Consider the following 25,161-nt stretch of genomic DNA (forward strand, 5'->3'; position numbering starts at 1 on the left):
TCCCAAACCATCAAGTCAGAAAGCGCGATCGCTATTTTTTTACATTTGTCTTTATTAATGGTTGAAGTACTAGCGTACCAAGAAAAAATGGTGTATCGTTTGCGCTCGCTTGCAAAACTTGCAATGTCATTTATAAAAAAAATCTGAGCCTGCCCAATCCCTGTATGATAAATATTAGAAACGTTTTGTAATTATTTGAAAAGCGGGACTATGGAGATTTTGACACTAGGTTGGGTATCACTGTTAGTTGTGTTCACTTGGTCAATCGCAATGGTAGTTTGGGGACGTAACGGACTATAGAGGTATTGTGGAAAGTCCATTTTTGAGTATTTTAACAATAGTAGCCATAGTGCTACTCGTAGTAGTCACAGGTGGTATTGGTTATTTGACCGTGGCAGATTGGCGCGATCGCCGTCGCCGAGATGAAGACAAACGCACCAGCCGCAGCGCCACTCCCAAGCGGCGATAATTTGTTTGTGGTTGAGAAATGTTTTTGTAGGGACACGCTATTATCCTGTCCCTACACTATTTTATTTGGCATTCCTAAGAAAGAACTGTTACCTTTGCGATCGCAACGGGAATCATGAGATAGAAGACTTTCAATATTTCAAGTCCCACTGGGAATGGAAAACTCCTCTACTACTCAACCCATAGAACCAAATTCAGAACAGCAAGAATCTCATTCACGCCAGAATGAGCAACAAAAAGCCTTGTCTGGAGTTATTGCCCGCATCCGCGAGTCTCTAGATATAGAAAACATCTTCAAAATTACAGTCACTGAAGTCCGCCAGCTTCTGAAAACCGATCGGGTTAGTGTGTTTCGTTTTTATCCCCAATTGGGATGGGAAGGGGAATTTATCTATGAAGATGTGGGAGCAGAATGGGATTCGGCATTAGCAGCGAAACTGCACGATCACTGCTTTGCTGCGGAGTTTGCACAACTATATCAGCAAGGTCCGATTAAAGCAATGGCTGATATATATCAAGCTGGTGTCAGTGATTGCCAGGTCCAAATGCTAGAAAGATTCCAAGTGCGTGCCAATATAGCTGCCGCCTTGATGAAGGGTAAAGATTTATGGGGATTACTGTGTATTCATCAGTGTAGTAGCCCTCGGCAATGGGAAGCATCAGAAATTGAGTTTGTGCAATTAATCGCCGAACATCTGGGAGTTGCTTTACAGCAAGCAGATTACCTGGAACAAGTAAAACTACAATCAGCAGAACTAGCACAAGCGAAAGCCAGAGAAAAAGCAGCCCAATGGCAAAGAACCATCGCCATAACCATTGAGAAAATTCGTCAGTCTCTAGACTTGAAAAACATTTTCCACACAACCACCGGAGAACTTAGGCACCTGTTAAATGCTGACCGCGTGGCTATTTATCGCTTCAATCCAGATTGGAGTGGTGAATTCGTGTTTGAATCACTGGCAGAGGGTTGGATTTCCCTGATAGATGAGCAATTGCAGCGGTCGGAAGTGAGTGAAAACGTCAGTGGATGTAGCGTCAAAGATTTAGCTAAACCTCCAGTCGCTGACACCTACTTACAAGATACCGAAGGTGGTACTTTTAGTCAAAATGAAGTGTATCGTGTTTGTAATGATATTTACAATTCAGGTTTTAGCGACTGCTACATTAACATCTTAGAGATTTATCAGGCAAGAGCTTATGTAACGATTGCCATTTACCAGGGTCAGAAGCTCTGGGGCTTGCTAGCAGTGTACCAAAATGCCAGAACCCGTGATTGGCAAAAAGATGAGGTTTACTTGCTTACCCAAGTTGGAACCCAACTAGGTGTAGCTTTGCAGCAAGCGGAATTTATCCAACAAATGCAAACCCAAGCAGCAGAGATCAGCAAAGCTGCCCAAAGGCAAAGGGCGTTGGCGAACACCGTAGAAAAAATTCGTCAGTCTCTTGATATTGAAGCCATCTTTAAAACCACAACTCAAGAAGTCTGTCGATTATTAGAAGTGGAACGAGTAGCAATTTATCGCTTCTATCCTGATTGGAGTGGCGAATTTGTCGCTGATTCTATTGTTGATGGCTGGACACCAATTGTTAAGCCGCAGCCTGTGACAGAAGGCGTTTTTGTACAAGGAAAGCAAGCGGGTAAGTATGCACGGAATGAAGTTTTTGTGCCAATTTCTCAGGGCGAGAAGTTGTGGGGATTGCTAGTAGCTTATCAAAATTCCCGGCCTCGTTATTGGCAAGATGAGGAAATCAACTTATTGGCACAAGTTGGCGCTCAATTGGGAGTAGCATTGCAGCAAGCTGAGTCTTTGAAGCAGATGCAGGTGCAAACCCAAAAACTAGCTCAAGCTGCTGCACGAGAACGGAAAGCAGCCGAAAGAGAGAAAGCATTAGCTGCAACGGTGGAGAAAATTCGCCAGTCTCTTGAGATTCATACCATCTTTGCCACCAGTACAGAAGAAGTCCGGCGGCTATTAGAAGTTGATCGAGTCACAATCTATCGATTCGGGGCTGATTGGAGTGGCGAATTTGTTGCTGAGTCTTTAGCCCAAGGTTGGACACCAATAAAAGAAATTGTACCTGTAGTTGCAGATGATTACTTACAAGAAACGCAAGGCGGAAGGTTTGCTAATGCTAGAAGTTGTGTCATTAAAGATATTTATAGCGCCAATTATTCTATTTGTCATATTGCCCTGCTTGAGTTAATGGAGGCTAGGGCATATATAATTGTGCCGATTTTTCAGGGTGAGAAACTCTGGGGATTACTAGCAGCTTATCAAAATATCAAGCCCCGTGATTGGCAAGAGGATGAGGTAGATTTGCTGATGCAGATTGGTACTCAATTAGGGGTAGGACTTCAACAAGCAGAATTACTCGAACAAACTCAACGTCAAAAAGAAGAAATTACCCAGACTCTTAAAGAATTACAGCACACTCAAAGCCAGCTGATTCAAAGTGAAAAAATGGCAGGTTTAGGGCAGTTAGTTGCTGGTATAGCACATGAAATTAACAACCCGATTAGTTTTATTTATGGCAACATCACTTATGTTACTGAATATGCCGAAAATTTATTAAAATTACTGCGCCTCTATCAAAAACAGTATCCTAAGAGAACAGGAGAAATTCAAAAGCAAGCAGCAGCACTGGATTTAGATTTCATTAATGATGACTTGCCCAAAATTCTAACTTCAATGAAAATAGGGGCAGATCGGATCTCTCAACTGGTCTTATCATTGCGAAGTTTTTCTCGACTTGACGAAACAGGAATGAAGCCGATTGATCTTCATGAAGGCATCGACAGTACTTTGTTGATTTTACAACATCGATTAAAACCAGAGACTAATTCTTTTACTATTGAGGTAGTTAAACAATATGGTGAATTACCTGCATTAGTCTGCTATGGCGCCCAGATGAATCAGGTATTTATGAATATTCTCAACAATGCGATCGATGCACTAGAAAACTCAGAAACTAGTAGAAAAAAAATTGACAATCCTAAAATTTGGATTCGTACAGAAGTGATATCCGGGAATACTATTCTGATTTGCATTGCTGACAATGGTTGTGGGATTCCAGAGATGATGCGATCGCGCATTTTTGAACCTTTCTTTACCACCAAACAACCTGGACAAGGTACTGGCTTGGGGTTATCTATTAGCTACCAAATTATTGTGAAAAAACACGGCGGTAATATCAAGTGTGTTTCTGAACCTGGTAACGGCTGTGAGTTCTGGATAGAAATCCCGATAAAACGGACAATTTAGGGGTTAACGATACCTGCGGTAGCCTTTTCTAGGTAACACTACGCGTAGCTTTACGCTTTTTTGTCTGATGCAGAGGCGCAAAGAAAGAATAAAAAATGCAATACCTGCTGTAAGCTACGCTAACGCACACTCTGAAATAACAAAAGTAATGTTAAAATCATATATCCATAAAGGAGAAGATTATGAGCAATCAATCTGTTCCTAAAACCAATAGTCTCTATACACAGGATTATCACTTGTGGTTAGAACATACTGTTTATTTATTAAGAAATAAAAAATTTTTAGAATTAGAGTTAGAAAATTTAATTGAAGAAATTGAAAGTATGGGAAGAAGTGATAAAAATGCTTTAAGGAGTAATCTTAGAGTCCTTTTAATGCACCTTCTCAAATATAGATTTCAACCCCAGAACCGATCCAATAGCTGGTTATATACAATCTATGAACATCGTCAAAGGTTACAAGAAGCATTTGTCGATAGTCCTAGCTTAAAATACTATTACACGGAAGTTTTTGACAGTTGTTACCAACACGCTAGAAAAGAAGCATCTATTGAAACAGGTCTTCCTCTGTCTATTTTTCCTAAAGACTATCCTTTTTCTATTGATGAAACCTTAGATTCTGACTTCTTCCCAAATTAATCTCCACAGATGTAAACGTCGGGACGTTCTATGAAAGGTCTTTCTATTTAAAATAGGATGAGTGAGGTTATTATTGCCACAAGTAATAAAAAACATTTATCTATTTTTATTGATGCTAGAGAATGGCAAGAAATTTAGAATGTGAAATCTGCGATCGCCTTTTTTAACAAACCACAGAGGAACAGCGATCGCACTATAGAGATTTTTCAGGCGATCGCCTTTTTTAACGAACCACAGAAGAACAGCGATCGCACTATAGAGATTTTTCAGGCGATCGCTTATTATAATTTCACTAGTATTAGTAATATAGTTGCTCTATAAATTAATATGGAAACCAAAGAAATTCTCCAAGCACTTCCAAATTTGAGCATAAGCTATACTCCTACGGAGTCACTTCGTGAACGCCTAAAGATAGCTGAATCAGCCCTGCAATTGGTTCTTCAAGAAAAACACTCACTCACCAAGGATCAGCAAAAACGCCAATTAACACTAGCTGCAATCACAGCGATCGCAGACTATGCACCTGGTAGTGAATTAGATATATTCTCTGACTTAGAGGGAGACGATTTTTGCGACTATCCAGATGAAGACTTCCACAACTCAGAGAATTATGTGCAGAGGTGAACTTTGGCTATCCCCTCTATGCTCAGACAATTTATGAGAAACTAGAAAATATTACAAAAAAATAATTTATGTTAGGTCTCGAAAGAATTACATTTAATCCTCGGATCATGGCGGGACAAGCGTGTATTCGTGGGATGCGAATTCCAGTTTCATTGGTGGTTAATTTGGTAGCTAATGGTAAATCTGTAGAAGATATTTTAGAAGAATATCCTGATTTAGAACTAGAGGATATTCGTCAATCTTTACTTTACGCAGCTTGGTTAACTCAAGAACGGGTTTATCCCTTCCAAACGGCTTAATTCAGTAAAATGAAATTTTTAGCTGATATGGGAATTTCTCTACGCACTGTGTCTTGGTTGCGTACTGCTGGTTATGATGTGGTACATTTGCGTGATGAAGGGTTGCAAAGACTACCAGACGATCAGATTTTAGTGAAAGCTCGTACATAAGGAAGGATTTTATTAACTGTAGACTTGGATTTTGCCCAACTTTTAGCGACTAGTGGGGATAATTTACCCAGTGTAATTTTATTTAGATTAGGAAATGAAAATTACAACGCAATTAATGAGCGTTTGACGGAAGTTTTAAGGGAATGTCAGTCAGATTTAGAAGTAGGGGCAATTATTTCTGTCAGTAATGAAACTTTTCGGGTAAGGCAATTACCGATATAAGTTAAGTTGATTAATTGTTAGTGTATCTTACCGAAGCGATGCCTACGGCGGGCAACTCTTGGAGACGCTATGCGAACGCCAACGCTTTTTTGTTTCGCACAAAGTCGCACGGAAGCGATCGCTACTCAAAATCTTCTATACTTGTACTATGTAAAGGTAATCAAATTCTCTATGATTACAAACACTAATACCCAAATGAAAATCAATCAATACCCATTTGCGGAAGAATTAATCACAGATACTCAAGGTAACATTCGTAAAGTAATTATAGATTTTCAAGACTATCTACGCTTATTAGAAGTGATTGAAGATGAAGGATTGATATTAGCAATCAAGGAAGTACAACAAGAAACACCATTAAATATTAATGAAGCATTAGCCGAATTAGAAAGAGAGTGAATACCCAGTATTTATCCAGTTTTATTAAAGATTTAAAAGCACTCAAAAGTACACCTTACTACGGAACGATTAAAGTACTTGCTTTTGAAGAAATACCACAAATAGCTAACTTTGAAGAAATTACTAATATTAAAAAGCTGCAAGGATATGATGATATTTATCGTATTCGTATAGGTGATTATCGGCTCGGAATTATATTTGACGGTGAAACACTAATATTTCAGCGTGTGCTACATCGCAAAGATATTTATCGATATTTTCCAAAGTAAGTAACATTAGTTATCTTGTAGAAGTCAGCGATCGCTTAATTGATCGCATATACTTAGATCGTGAACGGATTTTTGATAAATTGGATACCATCTAAGTGGCGGGAGTTGATTAGGAAACCAAACTAGCCATTCACGCTAAAATATAATATAACTACCAATCCTAAAATCAATTAATATCTACTCGTGTTATTAAACTATCTACCTGGAAGGTAATATATGAACAATAATGAACCGATAACAGCACAATCATCAACTACACCCCGCGCTGATTTATTATTAGAAATTGAACAAACTCCAGAAGAATATCTACCAGAATTGTTGCAATTTGTACGTCTATTTCGTCAAAGCGTGACGATGAAACAGACAACATTAAATGACTGGGAAAATGCTATCAACGAAATTAATCATAGTGATGCCATTAGACAGCAAGAAAGAAAAACAAACATTAAAAAATTATTCGAGTCATGGAATGAGTTAGATGATCAACAAGAGCAACAACAAACCTTAGAAATTATTGACTCTATGAAAGGCATTTCTATTTAAAATAGGATGAGTAAGGTTATTATCTTAGATTCTGCACCTGTCGGATTAATTACTAATCCCAAAGCAACGCCTCTCGCTGTGCAATGTCAAGAATGGTTTTATACGCTATTTGAGAGAGGATATGAAGTAATTTTACCAGAAATTATAGATTATGAAATTAGACGGGAATTGTTGAGAGCAAATAAATTATCTGGACTTAAAAAACTTAATCAACTCAAGTCGGAAATTATCTATCTTCCTATTACAACTGAAGTGATGTTGAAAGCAGCAGAGTTATGGGCTGAGGTTAGAAATCAAGGTAAATCTACAGCAGATAATAAGGCTTTAGATGGTGATGTAATTTTGGCATCTCAATCTATTCTAGTTGCTAATTATGGGCATGAGGTGACTATTGCCACAAGCAATAAGAAACATCTATCTATTTTTATTGATGCTAGAAAATGGCAAGAAATTTAGAATGTGAAATCTGCGATCGCTCTTTTTTAACGAACCACACAGGAAGAGCGATCGCACTTTAGAGATTTTTCAGGCGATCGCTTTTTTTAACAAACCACACAGGAAGAAGAGGAGCGATACCTACGGTGGGCTTCGCCTACGCACGGTGGAGATTTTACAGGCGATCGCATTTTTCCACGAACCTTTCTAGGCGCAGAGGACACAGAGCAAGAAGAGGAGCGATCGCATGATAGCGGTTAAATATCTACTATACTAGAAATTATACTAATTGTAGTATAGTATCTGATATTTAGGAGACAAGTATTGTTGTATCCCTAATGTATACAGCAATCTTTTACTCTGCCCAGACGTTGAGAACACTGTAGCAGATAGAAACAATATTATATTTACATAACAAAATGCTAGATATATTAACAGTAAAGAAACTGACAACAGACATAACAACTTTTTTTAATTTTTTTAACTCTGGAAAAACTTATGATCTGAATGATCTTCAATCATTACCTAATTCACCTGGTATTTATGTTGTAGCACTAAACAATAAAAAAGAATTGCAGGAATTTAGTCAAATTCTCTATATAGGAGTAGCAACGCAGCAAACTGTTGAAAAGCGTTGGCAAAACCATCATAAAATAAGGGCTTTCAAATTTATTCAACAGTTAATTCAAAAGTTAGGTGGAAATACTTCTGTAGTAATTTACACTAGTTCTTTTAATAACTTATCACACGATGATCTGAGAGCGCTAGAAGAAAAACTAATTTACGATTTAAAACCTCCCTTTAATGAAGTTATAAACTATCCTGTAAAATACTATTGGCTCCAATGGTCACAAATTCATGATAGATTGGCACGTACAATGATAACTGTTGCTCAAAATGATGACTATATGACATTTTCGATGCCCCTAGATGTAGGCCTTGCCTGGAAAGAATTAATAGTTTCATGTCATCTAAAGAAATTAATAGATTATGTGGATTCTATGGAATTATATGGACACAAAGATTACATAATTCTTATCGGAAAATTAGTTGAAAATAATAATTTATAAAAAAAGGCAAGTTCACCTTTAATTAATTTAAACATAAACTAAAACAAAAAAATTTTCTATAAATACCCCTAATGACATAAGTATTTTTTGATTAACTAAAAAAATTGCCCTGGGAATATCACACTCCCAAGGCAAATAAACTCTCTAAATTCTTTCTTTACTTCGCGCCCTTCTCTGCGAGACGCTACGCGAATGCGGTTCGTTAAAGTTGCTTCACTTCCGAAACCAACTTCGCCACCATATCCTTAGCGCTACCAAAAAGCATCGTCGTTTTATCCTTGTAGAACAACTCATTATCTACACCGGCAAAACCCGTACTCATCCCGCGCTTAATTACAATCGTCTGCTTTGCCCGATCTACTTCCAAAATCGGCATACCATAAATCGGGCTATTTTTATCACTCCGCGCCGCCGGATTTACCACATCATTTGCCCCAATTACTAAAGCCACATCCGCTTGCTCAAACTGGGGATTAATATCATCCATATCGTACAACTGGGTATAAGGCACATTTGCCTCAGCCAGCAACACATTCATGTGTCCCGGCATTCTCCCAGCAACAGGGTGAATCGCATACTTAACATCAACACCCATTTTTTCTAACTGATCTGACAATTCCCGGACACTATGTTGCGCTTGGGCAACTGCCATACCATAACCAGGGACAATTACCACAGAACGGGCATAACCCAACATCATCGCCCCTTCTTCAGGATCGATACTGCGGACGGTTTGATCTGTCGCACCACCACTAGCAGCAGCACCACCAGAACTAGAACCTGTACCAAAAGCGCTGAACAGCACACTAAATAACGAGCGGTTCATCGCCTTACACATAATTTCGGTAAGGATTAAACCAGATGCTCCCACCAAAGCCCCAGCGATGATTAACATATTGTTCATCACCACGAACCCCGCCGCCGCCGCCGCCACACCTGACAACGAGTTCAACAGCGAGATTACCACAGGCATATCACCGCCACCAATGGGGATGACGAACATCACGCCCAATACTAAAGAAACGCCAACCACTCCCAAAAATATGGGTAAGCTATTTGGTGTGATGATTAAGTAAGCACTACCTACTATATAAGCACCCAGAAGCAAGAGGTTAAATGGTTGCTGGAAAGGAAATGTAATCGGGGAACCGCTAATTAAACCTTGCAATTTGGCAAAGGCTAAAAAACTACCTGTGAAGGTAATACCACCGATTAACACATCCAATAGGATGGAAATGTTGACATCTAGGGGTATCGCCTGGGAACTATCTAATAAGCGCCAGAATTCGGCAACAGCTACTAAAGCCGAAGCCGCACCGCCCAAACCGTTGAGTAAACCCACCATTTGGGGCATTTCGGTCATTTGGACTTTGTAGGCTACGATCGCACCAATTCCCGATCCAATGGCCAAGCCTAACAATATCATCTCGTAGTTCAACACATGTTGATCGAGCATTGTCGCGGCGATCGCTAGCAGCATCCCTACAGCAGCAACGAGATTACCATTCCGCGCGGTAGCAGGTGATCCCAGCTTTTTCAAGCCCAGAATAAATAACGATGCAGCGACTAAGTACGTCAGCTGAATGCCAGTTGGTAAAAAGTCGCTCACGCCTTAATCTCCTTCTTCTTGAACATTTGCAACATTCTGTCTGTCACTAAAAAACCACCCACAACGTTGATTGTTGCCAATACCACAGCAATCAAACCGAGAATTACTGATACATTCGTGTCTCTCGCACCAGCAGCAACTATTGCTCCCAGTACCGCAATGCCAGAAATCGCGTTTGAGCCTGACATTAAGGGCGTGTGTAAAGTCGGTGGGATTTTGTTGATGACTTCAAAGCCGATAAAAGATGCCAAAACAAATACAAACAAAGCAGCAAGTAATGCCTCTGTCATGAAAATCAAAACTCCTTTTGTAAGTGGGAATCGGGTAATTCAATTTTGGATTCGACTTCAATCTAAAATCCAAAATCTAAAATTCCTAGTCCCTAATTAACCGCCGGTTGTTGAGTATTCAAAGCTTGCAGGGCATCCCGGACTCGTTGATTGCGAATTTCACCAGCGTGGGTAACGCAAGCTGCATCAACGATGTCATCGCTAAAGTCCACCTGCAAAGCTTTGTCTTTAATTAGCAATTGCATCAACGATGTTACGTTCTTGGCATACAATTGGCTGGCGTGAATTGGCATCGATGATGGGAGATTGATGGGGCCGATAATTGTTACGCCGTTCCAGACAATATCTTTACCGGGTTCAGTACAAGCGCAGTTACCACCCTGTTCCGCAGCCAAATCTACAATTACTGAACCGGGTTTCATTTGTGCCACCATTTCTTCTGTAACCAGCCGTGGGGCTTGTCTTCCAGGTACTTGGGCGGTGGTAATCACCACATCAGAATTTTTGACGTGTTCGGCGACAACTTCTTGAGTGCGTTGTTTGCTAGCCTCAGAAATTTCCTTGGCGTAACCACCTGCGGCGACGGTTTCTTCCTCTAATTTGACTTCAACGAATTTTGCCCCTAAGCTTTGCACTTCTTCTTTAACGGCGGGACGGATATCAAAGGCTTCTACCACTGCTCCCAAACGTCTAGCGGTGGCGATCGCTTGCAATCCGGCTACACCAGCGCCCATAATAAATACTTTCGCTGGAGCGATCGTGCCGGCGGCTGTGGTTAACATCGGGAAATATTTCGGTAATGCAGCTGCGGCAATTAATACTGCTTTGTAACCTGCTAATGAAGCTTGTGAGGACAAAGCATCCATACTTTGCGCCCTGGTAGTACGGGGAATCATTTCCATACTCAAGGCTGTGACTTTCCGATTTGCCAATTGCTGTGCTACAACGGGGTTTCCCAAAGGATTGAGGAAACTGACTAAAACAGCCCCTTCCTTTAACAACTCAACTTCTGAGCATCCATCTTCTCGTTCTTGTGGTGGGCTGACTTTTAAGAGAATATCTGTTTCGCCCCATAATTTGGCAGTATCGCTGATTATTGTGGCTCCTGCGGCTTCATAGTCCGGATCGCTGAAAAAAGATCGCTCTCCTGCACCCGATTCTACCCACACTTCCAAACCTTGTTTTACCAATCGAGCAACGGTGTCAGGAATTAATGCCACACGACGTTCACAAACTTCAATTTCTTTAGCAACTGCTATTCTCATGAAATCTCCTGAAGATAAATACCTAATTTCTGCTAAGTAAATGATTGTCTAGATAGGGGATATCCTGCATTCATAGTACTTAGGCAGGAACATCAGCCATGAATTTTACTTGTAGATTGAACCTTGAAACTTTCCTCTCCCACTCTTAGCTGTCCAGGCAAAGCCTGATGACGTTTGCAGATGTCATATCACATAGTTGCAAACAGGGTTACGTATTGCACATCCTAAATTGATTCCCAAATTTTGCATCTTTATCTTCAGCTTGTTTTCGGGATTGAGAAATTTTGGTATTCCTTTCTTATAGAGTAATATTGACCCAATTTTGAAAGCTTTATAATTTTCCAATTAAATTTTAATGATTACGATTTTGATTCCAACTTATTTTAATCAATTTAGTTTAGTTTAACTGGCGATCGCTGATGGCACGCCTCAATTTTTATAACAAAATTCTCAAATTTAGATACACTTATACATATTTGGAAACACAATCTAATCCCGACTGTGTTTATATTTAGTTTAAAATATGACCAACCTAATCATCAAATTAGCACTGTGTAAGGGGAATGAAGTAAATTAAGTATACGTTAAATTTATAACTAAGTAGTTTTCCTGTCGCCCAAACCTTAGTGAGGATGGCACTTTTTTTTGTTATTGAACGTCAATTGTCAGGAAGTCAGTAGTAAAGTTTAGTAACGAATAATAACAGACAGTTATTTGAGATAACAGATTTATATTTTGGTAGAGGAAGCCTGATTATGCGACGTTTACTTTCTGCTTTAGCCCTGACTAGCTTTGTAGTTACTGGATTACCAGCCCTAACTTTGGCACAAAGTTTACCTGGATTTACGCTCTTTAGCGGTGTCAAAGCCGAAAATCAGCTGCCCTTCCGGTTAGATTATGGTGGGCAAGCAAATGGTTGGGATCGATACATATTAAGAATTCCAGCTAAAAGAATGAAATTGGCAGTTGGTCAATTTGCAATTACCTACCCTGATTATTACAAAGGAACTTTTGATCAGAAAAAAATTGAAGTCCGAGTCAAAGGCAAAGCAGTTCCGCTTTCTGAGGTGAAGTGGGACAAAGAAGGTAAGCTGATTAATATTTTTCCCCAAGACCCAGTGCCAGCAGGTAGCGCAGTTGAGGTAGTCTTATCTAACGTGAAAAATCCATCTTTCGGCGGAGTTTACTATTTTAACTGTCAAGTCCTCTCCCCTGGCGATGTGCCACTCCTGCGCTACATGGGAACATGGATTTTGAGCATCAATTAAGTTTGGGGAGTGGGGAGCAGGGGGAGAAAGAATAACTAATGACTATTCCCTATTCCCTAATAAAGTAATAGAATTAGAGATTGTGAGTTTTTATAAAAATCACCTAAGAGGAGAAGAGTATGAAAAGAACACTAGGCGGCACTAGCCGTAAGAGAAAAAGAACCTCTGGTTTTCGGGCTAGGATGCGGACACCAGACGGCAGGAACGTGATTAGCGCCAGGAGAAGAAAGGGGCGTCACCGTCTAAGCGTTTAGGGCGTATCTAAGCTAAAAGAGCATCTGTGGCTTTGCCTAAAGCAAATCGGCTAAAATCCCGCAAGGATTTCCAAGCAGTTTTCCGGGAGGGGATTCGGCGTCATGGCTCTTATTTAACATTGAGAGCCTTAAAGCCGTTATGTTTAACAAAACCTTCTTTGTCCACTGCTACCCAAACAACACAAGCAACTGACTTAAGCACTCTTCCCAGTACGCGGATTGGCATTTCCATAAGCACAAAAGTCAGCAAAAGGGCAGTGGTTCGTAACCGAATCAAACGGCAAATTGCTTCTGCTTTATATAGCTTGCTGCCCAAATTATCACCAGGATGGCGGCTAGTGTTCATTGTCAAACCCACAGCAGCAGAATCTAAGTGCGTAAGCCCACAATTTCTGCAAGAATTAGAGCAGTTGTTGGCACAAGCTGAGGTGTTCGATGGGAATTCGTGAAGATGTTTATTATGAAGGTGGCCCCCATCTTGGGGATTTAATTGTCAACGTGTTGATTGGGCTAACCATTGTCGGGATACCATTAACAGTTGGGGCAATTGTCAGAGCATTGTGGCTGCGTTTCCGCATCACCGATCGCCGAATTACTGTGATCGGAGGTTGGCAGGGACGTGATCGCACTGACATAATTTACTCAGAAATTGTCAAAGTCGTTACAGTCCCCCGTGGCATTGGCTTGTGGGGAGATATGGTACTAACCCTAAAAAACGGCAGTCGTCTCGAATTGCGGGCAATTCCCAAGTTTCGGGAAGTATATGACTACATCAACGAAAAAATTGCTGCGAAAAATCCCGAATATAGCGCTGCTGCTAATAAGTGATGGGAGTAGGGAGTAGGGAGTAGGGAATGCAAAATTTACTCAGATAAAATCCAAAGTTAAGAACTTGCCACTTTCCAAAAACTACATACCACTCCCAATTCCCCACTCCCCACTCCCTTTTTTTGGATGTGCGGCTATCCGTAGCGAAGGGTAGTCGCACATAATTCATGATTTAGATAAATTAGATTCAGTTTACAGTAGCTCAGGTTGAATTCAGAATAATGGATTTTGGTATCGGCTTTCTCTCGAACAACGTGATGCTGCCAATCATAGATTTTTTCTATGGTATTGTGCCTAGCTACGGATTGGCGATCGTTGCTTTGACATTGATAGTCCGCTTCGCGCTCTATCCCCTGAGTGCTGGCTCAATTCGCAACATGCGGAAAATGCGAATTGTACAACCTCTGATGCAGAAGCGGATGGCAGAAATCAAAGAGCGCTATAAAGATGAACCGCAAAAGCAGCAAGAGGAAATGGTCAATGTTCAAAAAGAATTTGGCAATCCTTTAGCAGGTTGTTTTCCATTACTAGTGCAAATGCCGGTCTTATTAGCGCTGTTTGCCACTTTACGGGGTTCGCCTTTTGCAAGTGCTAACTACAGCGTTAACCTGCAAATCTTACCCGCAGCACAAATCGAACAAATTCAACCGCAAGCCTTTGCCACTGCTCCTCAAAATATTTACGTTGCTGATGGAGAACACGTTAAAGTAGCTGCCATCCTTCCTAGTGGTAACAAACTAGCGGTGGGAGAACAAACTAAGATCCAATATCAGACCGTTGAGGGCAAACCATTTCAGGTACTCTTAGCAGAACACCCAGAAAATAAGCTAGTTCCTGATTGGAAAATTACCAAAGGTGAAGATAGGGTAAAAATTGATGCCCAAGGCAATGTAGAAGCATTGCAGCCCGGAGAAGTTACTATTCAAGGAACAATTCCTGGACTAGCAGCAGACAAAGGCTTTCTATTTATTGACGCCTTAGGCAGGGTTGGCGCAACCGATCCAGATGGCACAATCCACTGGGATATCGTCGCCATGATCGTCTCCTTTGGAATCAGCCTTTATGTTAGCCAAATGCTATCCGGGCAAAATTCCAGTGGTGGCAATCCGCAGCAAGATACAGTTAACAAAATCACTCCAGTTATTTTTTCTGGCATGTTTTTGTTCTTCCCCTTACCTGCTGGGGTGCTGATGTATATGGTAATTGGCAATATTTTCCAAACTGCACAAACTTATCTTCTGTCCCGCGAACCTCTACCAGAAGAACTGCAAAAAATCGTAGCAACCCAGGAAAAAGAAGCAGTAGTGGCAGAACAAAAGGCATTGCCATTTGAACCAAAAAGTGCCAAGAAAAAGGCGACAGGGGGATCATGAGCAATATTCCCATGCAGCGAGGTCAGCAGTGGTTAAAAACCCTGCTGGAACTCACTGGAATACCTGCTGAAATTCAGGGTCATTTAGAAGCGGACCAATCTCAAGAGAGCGATTCGCCAGAACCAGATAACTACTGGTTAACAATTGATCAAACTAAGTTGACGACAGAACAAATCCAGGTATTAATTGGTGCCGATGGTTCTGTGTTAGATGCAATTCAGTATCTAGCAAATTCGGTTTTAAACCTAAGCCAACCCCCTGAGGAACAAGCTTCTTACACCATTGAGTTGAATGGCTACCGGGTCAAAAGAGAAGCCGAAATTCGCGCATTAGCAGAAGCAGCAGCCGATGAAGTACGCTTTTCTGGTAGAGAAGTGGAAATCAAATCCCTTAGTTCTGCTGAAAGGCGACAAATCCATACCTTCTTGAAGGAGTTTGGAGATTTGGAAACCTTCAGTCGCGGCAAAGAGCCACATCGTCATCTGGTTGTGCAGCCAGCTTCGTTGGAAGAAGAGAGACGCGATTAATCGCGTCTGTACAAGAGTTAATTGAAAGGTCAATATAATTTCAAAATTTCTCTTGTTCCTAAAAGCTAAAATAAAGATGTAGTATCAGTATTATTGCTGATAATGACCATTAATTTTCGTGAGGATGTCTCACAAATCCTATGGACGCAATTTATATTCCGCAGCTAACCAAAGCCCCGGAGCGGACAGAGGAAGTTCAAGTTGAGGAATTTCTGCCTGGTCTGGAAACGTTGACACCAGTTCGCGGTCGTGTGCGCGTGCAGCATCATGGCAATTACCTGGAAGTGTCCGCTCAGGCAGAAACAATTATTACTTGTACCTGCAATCGCTGTTTGCAGCAATACAATCGACGTTTAGGGCTTGATACGAAGGAAATCATCTGGTTAGACGAAACTGCAAATCAGGCAAATGACTTGCCCCTAGAACGGGAAGTGATTATGGAAGAGTTGCTTGAAACCCTACCGCCCGATGGTTATTTTTATCCCAACGAATGGCTGTATGAGCAAATGTGCTTGGCAATTCCCCAGCGCCAGCTGTGCAGTAGGAATTGTCTAGGTATTCCTGTAAGTAGTACAGTCGATAATTCTGATATTCCTGAAACTCCAGTTGATAACCGTTGGGCTTCTCTGGAAGCACTGAAAAAGCAACTTCCGGGATAGTAATTTGGTAATTCAGTCAGACTTCAGTCTGCACCTACACGAACTAAGCCTGTCTATACAGGCTTATTTAGGTTTGTATAGCAAAATCTTCTGGGTCAACACCCCAATTCACCCAACTAATCGCTTGATGTGCAGATTGAATATTAGGTGGTACCCGCAATGCATGAATTCTACCAGTGCTAGGACAAGTCATCTTCAAAAGATAAATTGGTTCTTTGTCTTCGCCCTCACTGATTTTCAATAAAGTGTATTCTTGATATGAGTCTATGACTGTAGCTTGTAACTCCTCAGCAATACGTTCATAGCCGATTTCTTCAATTAACACTCGACGCAATTCCACATTTTGTTCTTCTAAAAACCATGAAACTTGCCAATCTTGCGGGCGGACTCTACCATATTTTGCGGGTAAAATAACACCGTGATAGGCATAAATGTCACATCCATTTGCTATTTTGATAGTTGGTTCTCCCTCCGCATGGAGGCGATAAGCGCTGTCATAAAGAAATTCTAGAGGGTAATCACATATCAAACACAACTTTTCAAAGGGAAAAATCCAGCCACAATATTTGATAATATTTTGAAATGCTTCGCAAGCTTTAGGCGAGTAAATACAATTTAATTCTGAAATTATAAAATCATATTTACTCGCAATGTTTTCCCAGGTTTTGGGATTAATACAATCATAAAAAATATCAGTATATAAATTAATATTGGGATGTGGTAAATTATGTACAGCCGGAATATCTGATAACATCTGCATATCAAGGTATCTATCAAGTTCGTATCCAATTTGATTAGTAAAGCGTTTATTTAATTCTGCCATTAGTTCCTTTGGCAGTTCTCTTGCAATACATTTTCCTAAGTTTTCACTAAGTTTTTTCCGATCTTTTGTCCCCAAGTAACCAAGTAAATAAGGTGCATGTAACCTTTGAAAAATTATTTTTAACGCAGAATTTGTGCTATGTGAAAAGATAATTTTTGGTTTGCTTCTTCCTACTAATTCATAAGCAGTCTTAACTGCTTCTTTTGCTTGAGAACGGTCTAATATGTCACTTGAAACTACAATATTACTCCATTTTTCTCGATAAAATGATATTAAAGGTTCTTGTTCTGAAGTTATTTTCTCGATTTCATTATTAGACATAATAGTAGTTAGAAAGGTTATTTCTATTCACACTGGAATTAGGGCAATGTTAAATATTTTTAAAAATCCCTATTCATTATTAAAAATTAAATTATCTTAATCACCTAATGATTTAGATGCTGCTTACCGCAATAGAGCGATCGCTTTAACAAATATCTCACACACAGCGATCGCACTCGCAACCGCTATGAACTGGTAGATGTTGGTTTTTTAGTTGTTAGAGGTGATACAAACCTGAACAATGATAGAAGAACTAATAACCACAGCTAAATATGAACTTCCGTGAAGAGTTTAAACTGCTGCTACGCGCCCGCTACCCCTTAATTTATATTCCCACTTATGAAGAGGAGAGGGTAGAAGCAGCTATCCGGGAAGAAGCCACCAACCAGGGTAATCGCCCAGTGTATACTTGGGATTTTGTCGATGGCTACCAAGGAAACCTCAATGATGTTGGGTTTGGGCGGCGTAACCCATTACAAGCTTTGGAATTTATCGAAAAATTACCAGCTTCGGCATCTGCGGTATTGATTCTCCGAGATTATCATCGCTTTTTAGATGATGTAGCGATCGCTCGCAAACTCCGCAACCTGTCCAGACTTCTTAAGTCGCAACCAAAAAATATTGTCCTATTGTCGCCGCGCATCGCCATTCCTGACGATTTAACCGAAGTGTTGACAGTCGTCGAGTTTCCCTTACCCGCGGCCCCAGAAATTAAAACTGAGGTGGAACGCTTACTACAAAGTACTGGCAACTCCCTTTCTGGGAAAGTTCTAGATGATTTGGTGCGCTCTTGTCAAGGGCTTTCGATGGAACGGATTCGCCGAGTTTTGGCAAAAGCGATCGCTACCCACGGAGAATTGCAACCAGAAGACGTGGATCTCGTTTTGGAAGAAAAGCGCCAAACTATCCGCCAAACCCAAATCTTGGACTTCTGCCCCGCCACTGAGCAAATTTCTGATATTGGCGGACTAGATAACTTAAAAGACTGGCTGATTCGGCGGGGAGGATCATTTACTGATAAAGCGCGACAGTACGGATTACCGCACCCCCGTGGTTTAATGTTGGTGGGTATTCAGGGGACTGGTAAATCGTTAACCGCAAAAGCGATCGCTCATCACTGGCATTTACCGTTGTTACGTTTGGATGTGGGAAGGTTATTTGGTGGTTTGGTGGGTGAGTCAGAATCTCGGACTCGGCAAATGATCCAAGTAGCTGAAGCCCTCGCTCCCTGTATTTTGTGGATTGATGAAATAGATAAAGCCTTTGCTGGAGTTGGTAGCAAAGGTGATGCAGGAACAGCCAGCCGGGTGTTTGGGACTTTTATTAACTGGCTAGCCGAAAAAACCTCACCCGTTTTTGTTGTCGCCACCGCTAACGACATCCAAGCTTTACCCCCAGAAATGCTCCGTAAGGGGCGATTTGATGAAATTTTCTTTGTGGGATTGCCCACCCAAGAAGAGAGAAAAGCAATTTATGATGTTCATTTATCCCGATTGCGCCCCCATAACTTAAAAAGTTATGACATCGACAGGTTAGCTTATGAAACGCCCGATTTTTCTGGAGCAGAGATTGAGCAAACTTTAATTGAAGCGATGCATATTGGATTCAGCCAAAACCGCGACTTTGCGACTGACGACATTTTAGAAGCAGCCAGTCAGATCATCCCCTTAGCGCGAACTGCTGTAGAGCAAATTCAGCAACTCCAAGAATGGGCTGCTGCTGGGAGAGCGCGTTTAGCATCTAAACACAATCCTTTAAGCGATCGCCTGCGGCGGACTACATGAACGCATTCAACGGCAGCTAGAATAATTGGTTAGTTGATAATTGCTAGTTAATAGTTAATAGTTAATCATGATATTACTATTGACTATTGACTATTGACCATTGGCGATCGGGTTTTAACTATGTTGTCTGGCTTCATAAAGTTTATACTTGGGTTTTTCTTAGCGATCGCTGTGCTAATAGGTGGCGGCGCCGCAATTGGACTCTATTTCATGAATCGCACCGGCATACCCCCTGCCAAACCGGTTTTTTCTAATGATAGTCCCTCAGTGAAAGCCCAAGCTCCCAAAGCAACTGAGCCTAAAGGAGCTAAACCCACACCTGGGACAAAGGCTGAATCGTCTCCAAGCCCAACTTCGACTGCCACAGAATCACCAAAGGCTACCCCATCACCAAAACCATTGCCATCGGGAGCTTACCGAGGGCGTGTTAGTTGGTCTGAAGGCTTGAGTTTGCGATCGCAACCAAATCAAGAAGCTGAAAAAATTGGTGGGGTTGGTTTTAATCAAAAAATTATTATCTTGGAACAAAGCGAGGATAAAGCTTGGCAAAAGATCCGTTTGGAAGGTAGCGAACAAGAAGGTTGGGTAAAAGCAGGTAATACTCAAAAAGTTGATGAACAATAAAGATTGGGCGTTGGGCATTGGTTATTAATTCTTGTCTCTCACTCCCTCACTCCCCACTCCCCACTCCCCACTCCCTACTTCAATCACTTGTAAAGAACCATACACAAAATAAACACAACATAGAGCAAGTCATATAATTAGGTGTAGTCATAACTTGAAAAAAACAAGTGGAAATAGGGGTAAATAGCTATTTAACCAAGCTTGCCTCAGTCTACGAGGCATCCGCAAGTGTCAAGGTTGTTCTTACCGTAGCTAATTTCAAATTTTTAAATTGGAAAAAGTTATCTAGTGGTGTGGCGATCCGTCTTTTGTGCGTAGCACTGACTACGTGGCTCTTGAGTATCGCTGGACAAGCTTTAGCACTTCAGAAAATAGGAAGTAATGGCGCTGAAGTTAGCAGTAGCCAGAGGTGTTTAAAAAACTTAGGCTACTTTAACGGCCCGGTGAGTGGCAAGTTTGCTAGCTTGACTCAGAATGCTGTGATCAAATTCCAGCAAGCCAATAGAATTCCTGCTGATGGTGTTGTGGGTGCTAGTACTCAAAGAGCCTTGCAACGAGCATGTCAAAGTATAACTTCTAGCAGGAATACCAGTGGTGGATTGCGGCCAAGTGGTCAATATCCTGTTCTCTCTCAAGGCAAAACTGGTGCAGCCGTGACAAGGTTACAACAGCGTTTGCGGCAGTTAGGCTACTTGAATGCTAATCCCACTGGGAATTTTGGCCCAATGACTAGAGATGCTGTAATTGCATTCCAGCGAAATTATCGCATATCTCCTAACGGGATTGTGAATCAACAAACTTGGAACGTACTACTAGGTTCCTCTCCGACTCCAGGCAGATCAAGTCTCTCAACTCAACAAGTGAGAGAATTACAAGTGCGTTTGCGGCAGCTAGGTTATTTTAATACTGCTGCTACGGGGAATATTGGCCCAATGACTAGAGATGCGGTAGTTGCATTCCAGCGAAATTATCGCCTACCTGTTGATGGCATCGCCAATGCTCAAGTCTTGGAGTCAGTGCGTAGAGCCTCCACACCTGGATATACTACTCAACAACCAGGTAGAAGTTATCTGACTATAGGCGATCGCGGAGAAAATGTCAGATTAGTTCAAGAGCGTTTATCGCAGTTGGGTTTTTCTAATACCAATCCTGATGGCGTTTTCAACGATTACACCAAAGAATCTGTGATTGCATTTCAGCAATCATCTCGACTTAATTCTACTGGAAATGTAGATTGGCAAACTTGGCAAGCATTAGGATTGAATAGTCCGACTGTGGGCAATTCTGCTGAGGGAAATGGTTATGTATTGACTAATACTAATGACTATGTAGCAACTGAAAATAATCGCTATTTACCTCCTACTAATAACTTAGTGCCTGTGACTAATGGCAACACATTAGTTGCGAATAATCCCTACAGAGTAATAGTGCCAATTTCCAATAATGATACTCTGAGTAAAGTGCAACAATATATACCCAATGCTGTAACTGAGCAATCCCATTTAGGGGATTATGTGAATGCTGGAGCATTTAGCGATCGCGCCCAAGCCGAAACACTAACGAAAAAGCTCCGCTCATTAGGTCTTGATGCACGGGTAAAATACAATTAAATTGACAAACTCAACTGCGAACCTTCTTGAGTTTTATTCACCTCAATCCTGGCTTGGAAAGCTTCTTTGAGGTGGGGCATGTGTGTGACAGTGAGGATGCAAGCGAAATCGGAAGCGATCGCATTAATCGCTGCAATCAAGCGATCGCATCCTTCGGCATCCTGTGTACCAAAACCTTCATCCACAATCAACAATTGCAACGCCGCCCCCGCCCGTTGCGCTAATAATTTCGCCAAGGCCAAACGGATGGCAAAGTTAATTCTAAAGGCTTCCCCACCAGAGTAAGTTTCATAAGATCGTGTTCCTCTAGAATCGGCGATTAAAATATCTAAGGTGTCTATCAGCTTGGCATTTTTCTTGGTTGATTTAGCACTACGCCCAGCTTTTTGAGTAATAAATTGTACATGAAATTGATTACCACTCAGCCGCGAAAGTAGTTGATTTGTCTCAGCTTCCAGTTGCGGTAACACATTTTCAATCATCAGTGCTTGGATACCATTTTTACCAAAAGCTTGCGTTAATTCCTGATAAACACGATATTCCTGTTTGCAAGATTGTAATTGCTGCTGCTGTTGTTCATACTGAATTTGTAGCGTTTCTAGTTGATGCGCCAGCTGTTCTAAACGCCCTAACTTGGCAATTTGCTCATCGAGTTGCCGTCTACGTATCGCTAACTGCTGCTCTAGAGCTTGAATTTGGGCAGAGGGGTTAGCTGTTGCTTGTAGTTGCTGGATAATGCTTTCGATTTGCCCGCCGAGTTTTTGCCGCTCCGTTACTCTGGCGCTTCTGGATTCCTCCAACTCTTGCAATCTCGTCTGGAGTTGGGGATATTGCTGCTGGGCTGACAGCAGTTGTTGATACCGCAAATGCCAAGATTGAGCTTGGCGGACAGCTATACGCAGATTGTTGTGTTGCTCGGAACTGTAGCCAATTTCGGTAATGTGATGCTCAAGAGCCGCGATTTGTTTAGCACATTCAGAATCAATCTGATCCTGTTGTATTTTGGCTTGTAATTGAGCAATTTGGGATTGTAATTCTGGTTTTCGGGCTAATAGTTGCGCTTGTCGCTTAGTTGCATCTTTAATCTGCTGGAGTTTTATTTCTGCCCATCGCCATCGCTCAACTTCACTCCGGGCGAGAGCGTGGTCTTGTTCATTATAATTAGCTTGTTGCAGATATTGGTCTAGTTGCTGGAGTTCGGCTTGTTTATCGGGAGCGTAATCACCAGCTTGGAGCGATCGCTCCAAATGCTGTTTTTCGGCAGCAATCTGTTGTAACTGTTGTTGCACATCAGTTGTAGCTTCTAACTGGGCTGCCAACTGTCCCCGGTGTTCGCGTAAACCATCGTAGCCCGCCAATTGTTGGGAAATTTCCCGATATTCCTGCCTGAGTGTCTGAATTTCTTTGTCTGACACAGCCAATTGTTCCCGTAGTACCCAAAACTGCCCTTGAGTATCCTCTATCTCAGCCTGGGTTTTTTCCACCACGCGACTCCAGTGATGTTCATCTAAAGGACGCTCGCATAATGGACAAAGCGCTTCAGGATTTTGGAGCATTTGCAATTTCTGCTCTAATTCTCCCAGCAGTTTTTCATAGTCGCGTTGATGAGCTTGCAGGCGTTCAATAAAGTGTCGCCTTTCTTGCCCTTTTTCCTGCACTCGTTGCAAATAAACCCGCTTTTTCTCCAGTTCTTCAATCTGGATTGCCACATCCATCACTGCTTGTTGCAGCTGCGGTTGGCGGCGGTGCTGGCGTTGCAATTGGTTCTCAGTACTTTGGAGTTGTTCGAGTCGCGCTACTAAACCAGCATGAGTGCGATCGAGTTGGCTTTGTAAAGTTGCGCGTTGTTGCAACAAAGGAGTCACTTGCATTTGTAGTTGATCTAAACGAGCAACATGGTGACGGGCTGCGGTTAGTTGTGACAAAGCAGCTTCTACTTCACCTGATTTAGTCAAAGTTTGCTGAATTTCTCGCTCTTGTTGCTGCAAAGCTTCGATTTGGGCTTGGGCTTGTTGCAATTGCCGTTCGATTTCGTGAATTTGTTTGGTAAGCTGTTGTTGCTTTTGTTGGCGAGTCTGCCCAGCGCGGGTGTATTCTTCAAATTTGGCAGCAAAAGCTTCTTCTTGAGATTGGAGACTTTGATATTGGGCGTATCCAGCTTTAATTTCAGCTTCTTGGTGTAATATTTTTTCTAAATCTGATAGCTGAGAGCCAATAGCTGATTGTTCTTGTTGGAGGCGATCGCAATCTTGGGTAAGATTTTGGTATTGCTGCTTGACAAAACTAAGTTGTTGTTCCCAATTTGTGCGCTGGTGCTGGACAACTTGCAAACTTTGTAATTGAATATTATCAAAGGCTTGCACCTGTTGCAGTTGGTTGAGTTCGGCTTCTAACTCGACTCTTTGCGCTTCGGTTGTCTGGCGTTGTTGCAACTGAGTTTTAATCGACTCTAAAGAACGCTCTAACTCTAGCGCCTGTGCTTTGAACTGACGAGAAGATTCCTTTGCCCGTTCTTCTAAATCATCATACTGATTGAGTTTCAACAACTCCGCTAAAATTTCTTTGCGTTCGGTAGGGCGTTTGAGCATGAACTCATCTGCACGGCCTTGGCGTAAGTAAGCAGAATTAATAAATGTATCGTAATCGAGCTTGATGTGTTCTAGAATCAAATCTTGGGTTGCTCTTACCCCTTTGCCAGTGAGTGAGCGAAACCCAGATGGTATTTCTATTTGAAATTCCAGAACGCTAGTACCTCCCCGAATTCGGGTACGAATCACGCGATATTTTTGCTGATTACTTTGGAAAGTAAAATCAACCCGAACTTCTTTCGCCCCAGAATAGATCACATCATCTTCAGCAGTGGCACGGCTTTCACCCCAAATTGCCCAGGTGATTGCTTCCAAAAGTGAAGATTTACCCGCACCATTGGAACCACAAATGCAAGCCGTATGCAAACCGCCAAAATCTAAACTTGCATCACGGTAACTAAGAAAATTTTTGAGGATAAGTTGTACTGGGATCATTCACCCTATAGCGCCACATCTACTTTTAATAATTAACAGTACAGATGCACTGTTTGTTAGTTTAGCTATCTAGATATCAGGTTTCTAGTCTTGAAGACATCAAATTTACAAAAATTAACAATATAATCAGCAAATTTCTCTTGTTGCATGAAGAAGTTTTGCTGTCTTAGGAGAAAAATGAAACTTCTGTGGAGGTTTGTTGTTATTTCTGCCTGTTATCTGAGAGAAAAACATTCATAGGGGACTGACAACAAATAAATTATTCAATCTTGTGGGGTAGACATCTTGTCTCCCCTAATCATGGGCAGACAAGATGTCCACCCCACAATAAGTAGTTGAGTATTTTTTTATTTGGAAGTTCCTAGAAGAGTGATTACAACAATGGTCAGCGCTAATGCTTACGACCAAAGTACGATTAAGCAAGTTGGGAAAATTGACGCAAACCAAGTAAGTTTTTAATTAAATAGGGTGGATAGAGTACCAAGGGACTTCCAAATAAAAAAATATCCAATTAACTCTTGTG

The 25,161-nt window shown here is 41.4% G+C and carries 27 protein-coding genes and 1 pseudogene; 23 read left to right on the forward strand and 5 right to left on the reverse strand.

The window, feature by feature from the left end:
• The first annotated feature begins 210 nt into the window (after positions 1-210).
• The 13 genes and pseudogenes from petN (at position 211) to V7K32_RS21475 (ending at position 8,380) form a co-directional block, all read left to right on the forward strand.
• Positions 211-300, forward strand: a complete 90-nt coding sequence (gene petN, locus V7K32_RS21415) for a cytochrome b6-f complex subunit PetN (RefSeq protein WP_012408302.1) — start codon at positions 211-213, stop codon at positions 298-300.
• A gap of 7 nt (positions 301-307) precedes the next feature.
• Positions 308-469, forward strand: coding sequence for a hypothetical protein (locus V7K32_RS21420; RefSeq protein WP_322641163.1), 162 nt, complete (start codon positions 308-310; stop codon positions 467-469).
• Positions 470-623: 154 nt separating this feature from the next.
• Complete coding sequence (locus tag V7K32_RS21425; protein ID WP_334995793.1) at positions 624-3,731, forward strand: GAF domain-containing sensor histidine kinase; 3,108 nt, start codon at positions 624-626, stop codon at positions 3,729-3,731.
• A 182-nt stretch (positions 3,732-3,913) separates the two neighbouring features.
• On the forward strand, positions 3,914-4,369 hold the full coding sequence (locus V7K32_RS21430) for a DUF29 domain-containing protein (protein ID WP_334995794.1): 456 nt from the start codon (positions 3,914-3,916) through the stop codon (positions 4,367-4,369).
• Between the two features lie 141 nt (positions 4,370-4,510).
• Entirely contained in the window at positions 4,511-4,690 is a 180-nt protein-coding gene (locus V7K32_RS21435) for a hypothetical protein (protein WP_334995795.1), read from the forward strand.
• A 6-nt stretch (positions 4,691-4,696) separates the two neighbouring features.
• Entirely contained in the window at positions 4,697-4,993 is a 297-nt protein-coding gene (locus tag V7K32_RS21440) for a hypothetical protein (protein WP_334995796.1), read from the forward strand.
• Between the two features lie 68 nt (positions 4,994-5,061).
• Positions 5,062-5,292 carry a DUF433 domain-containing protein gene (locus V7K32_RS21445; protein WP_334995797.1) on the forward strand — a complete coding sequence of 77 codons (231 nt, stop codon included), beginning with the start codon at positions 5,062-5,064 and terminating at the stop codon, positions 5,290-5,292.
• Positions 5,293-5,301: 9 nt separating this feature from the next.
• Positions 5,302-5,664: pseudogene (locus tag V7K32_RS21450) on the forward strand (DUF5615 family PIN-like protein).
• Positions 5,665-5,733: 69 nt separating this feature from the next.
• A complete protein-coding gene (locus tag V7K32_RS21455; RefSeq protein ID WP_334995798.1) occupies positions 5,734-6,063 on the forward strand; it encodes a hypothetical protein in 330 nt (109 codons plus the stop codon).
• Positions 6,060-6,332 (forward strand): type II toxin-antitoxin system RelE family toxin, encoded by a 273-nt coding sequence (locus tag V7K32_RS21460; protein WP_334995799.1) that lies wholly within the window; start codon positions 6,060-6,062, stop codon positions 6,330-6,332. Before V7K32_RS21455 ends, V7K32_RS21460 begins: the two co-directional genes overlap by 4 nt.
• A 216-nt stretch (positions 6,333-6,548) precedes the next feature.
• Complete coding sequence (locus tag V7K32_RS21465; protein ID WP_334995800.1) at positions 6,549-6,875, forward strand: hypothetical protein; 327 nt, start codon at positions 6,549-6,551, stop codon at positions 6,873-6,875.
• A gap of 6 nt (positions 6,876-6,881) precedes the next feature.
• A complete protein-coding gene (locus tag V7K32_RS21470; protein WP_334995801.1) occupies positions 6,882-7,331 on the forward strand; it encodes a type II toxin-antitoxin system VapC family toxin in 450 nt (149 codons plus the stop codon).
• A 398-nt stretch (positions 7,332-7,729) separates the two neighbouring features.
• On the forward strand, positions 7,730-8,380 hold the full coding sequence (locus V7K32_RS21475; RefSeq protein WP_334995802.1) for a hypothetical protein: 651 nt from the start codon (positions 7,730-7,732) through the stop codon (positions 8,378-8,380).
• Between the two features lie 202 nt (positions 8,381-8,582).
• Here V7K32_RS21475 and V7K32_RS21480 read toward each other — a convergent pair whose 3' ends face one another.
• The 3 genes from V7K32_RS21480 to V7K32_RS21490 all read right to left on the reverse strand — a co-directional run bounded on the left by V7K32_RS21480 (position 8,583) and on the right by V7K32_RS21490 (position 11,544).
• Positions 8,583-9,989, reverse strand: coding sequence for an NAD(P)(+) transhydrogenase (Re/Si-specific) subunit beta (locus V7K32_RS21480; protein WP_334995803.1), 1,407 nt, complete (start codon positions 9,987-9,989; stop codon positions 8,583-8,585).
• Positions 9,986-10,279, reverse strand: coding sequence for an NAD(P) transhydrogenase subunit alpha (locus V7K32_RS21485; protein WP_191757267.1), 294 nt, complete (start codon positions 10,277-10,279; stop codon positions 9,986-9,988). The genes V7K32_RS21480 and V7K32_RS21485 overlap by 4 nt, the downstream gene beginning before the upstream one ends.
• Before the next feature lie 92 nt (positions 10,280-10,371).
• Positions 10,372-11,544, reverse strand: coding sequence for a Re/Si-specific NAD(P)(+) transhydrogenase subunit alpha (locus V7K32_RS21490; protein ID WP_334995804.1), 1,173 nt, complete (start codon positions 11,542-11,544; stop codon positions 10,372-10,374).
• Between the two features lie 755 nt (positions 11,545-12,299).
• On the opposite strand from V7K32_RS21490, the gene V7K32_RS21495 reads away from it, so the two are divergent.
• From V7K32_RS21495 to V7K32_RS21525, 7 genes are all read left to right on the forward strand, one after another.
• Positions 12,300-12,812: a DUF2808 domain-containing protein gene (locus V7K32_RS21495; protein ID WP_334995805.1), complete on the forward strand. Its 513-nt coding sequence runs from the start codon at positions 12,300-12,302 to the stop codon at positions 12,810-12,812.
• Between the two features lie 119 nt (positions 12,813-12,931).
• Positions 12,932-13,066 carry a 50S ribosomal protein L34 gene (gene rpmH / locus V7K32_RS21500; protein WP_094327629.1) on the forward strand — a complete coding sequence of 45 codons (135 nt, stop codon included), beginning with the start codon at positions 12,932-12,934 and terminating at the stop codon, positions 13,064-13,066.
• Positions 13,067-13,092: 26 nt separating this feature from the next.
• Positions 13,093-13,515 carry a ribonuclease P protein component gene (gene rnpA, locus V7K32_RS21505; protein WP_334995806.1) on the forward strand — a complete coding sequence of 141 codons (423 nt, stop codon included), beginning with the start codon at positions 13,093-13,095 and terminating at the stop codon, positions 13,513-13,515.
• On the forward strand, positions 13,502-13,894 hold the full coding sequence (locus V7K32_RS21510) for a PH domain-containing protein (RefSeq protein ID WP_334995807.1): 393 nt from the start codon (positions 13,502-13,504) through the stop codon (positions 13,892-13,894). Before rnpA ends, V7K32_RS21510 begins: the two co-directional genes overlap by 14 nt.
• A 221-nt stretch (positions 13,895-14,115) precedes the next feature.
• Positions 14,116-15,267: a membrane protein insertase YidC gene (gene yidC / locus V7K32_RS21515; protein ID WP_334995808.1), complete on the forward strand. Its 1,152-nt coding sequence runs from the start codon at positions 14,116-14,118 to the stop codon at positions 15,265-15,267.
• Entirely contained in the window at positions 15,264-15,794 is a 531-nt protein-coding gene (locus V7K32_RS21520) for a Jag family protein (protein WP_334995809.1), read from the forward strand. Before yidC ends, V7K32_RS21520 begins: the two co-directional genes overlap by 4 nt.
• 140 nt (positions 15,795-15,934) lie before the next feature.
• Positions 15,935-16,453, forward strand: coding sequence for a YceD family protein (locus V7K32_RS21525; protein WP_334995810.1), 519 nt, complete (start codon positions 15,935-15,937; stop codon positions 16,451-16,453).
• 67 nt (positions 16,454-16,520) lie between these two features.
• Here V7K32_RS21525 and V7K32_RS21530 read toward each other — a convergent pair whose 3' ends face one another.
• Positions 16,521-17,597, reverse strand: coding sequence for a DUF6745 domain-containing protein (locus V7K32_RS21530; protein WP_334995811.1), 1,077 nt, complete (start codon positions 17,595-17,597; stop codon positions 16,521-16,523).
• A gap of 272 nt (positions 17,598-17,869) precedes the next feature.
• Between V7K32_RS21530 and V7K32_RS21535 the strand changes: the two genes are divergently transcribed.
• From V7K32_RS21535 to V7K32_RS21545, 3 genes are all read left to right on the forward strand, one after another.
• Complete coding sequence (locus V7K32_RS21535; RefSeq protein WP_334995812.1) at positions 17,870-19,381, forward strand: AAA family ATPase; 1,512 nt, start codon at positions 17,870-17,872, stop codon at positions 19,379-19,381.
• 120 nt (positions 19,382-19,501) lie between these two features.
• A complete protein-coding gene (locus V7K32_RS21540; RefSeq protein ID WP_334995825.1) occupies positions 19,502-20,005 on the forward strand; it encodes an SH3 domain-containing protein in 504 nt (167 codons plus the stop codon).
• A 167-nt stretch (positions 20,006-20,172) separates the two neighbouring features.
• Positions 20,173-21,615, forward strand: a complete 1,443-nt coding sequence (locus V7K32_RS21545) for a peptidoglycan-binding domain-containing protein (protein ID WP_334995813.1) — start codon at positions 20,173-20,175, stop codon at positions 21,613-21,615.
• On the opposite strand, the gene V7K32_RS21550 is transcribed toward V7K32_RS21545, so the two are convergent.
• Positions 21,612-24,638, reverse strand: a complete 3,027-nt coding sequence (locus V7K32_RS21550; RefSeq protein ID WP_334995814.1) for an SMC family ATPase — start codon at positions 24,636-24,638, stop codon at positions 21,612-21,614. The genes V7K32_RS21545 and V7K32_RS21550 overlap by 4 nt on opposite strands.
• Positions 24,639-25,161: the final 523 nt, after the last annotated feature.

Source organism: Nostoc sp., assembly GCF_036917635.1.
Taxonomy (GTDB): domain Bacteria; phylum Cyanobacteriota; class Cyanobacteriia; order Cyanobacteriales; family Nostocaceae; genus Nostoc.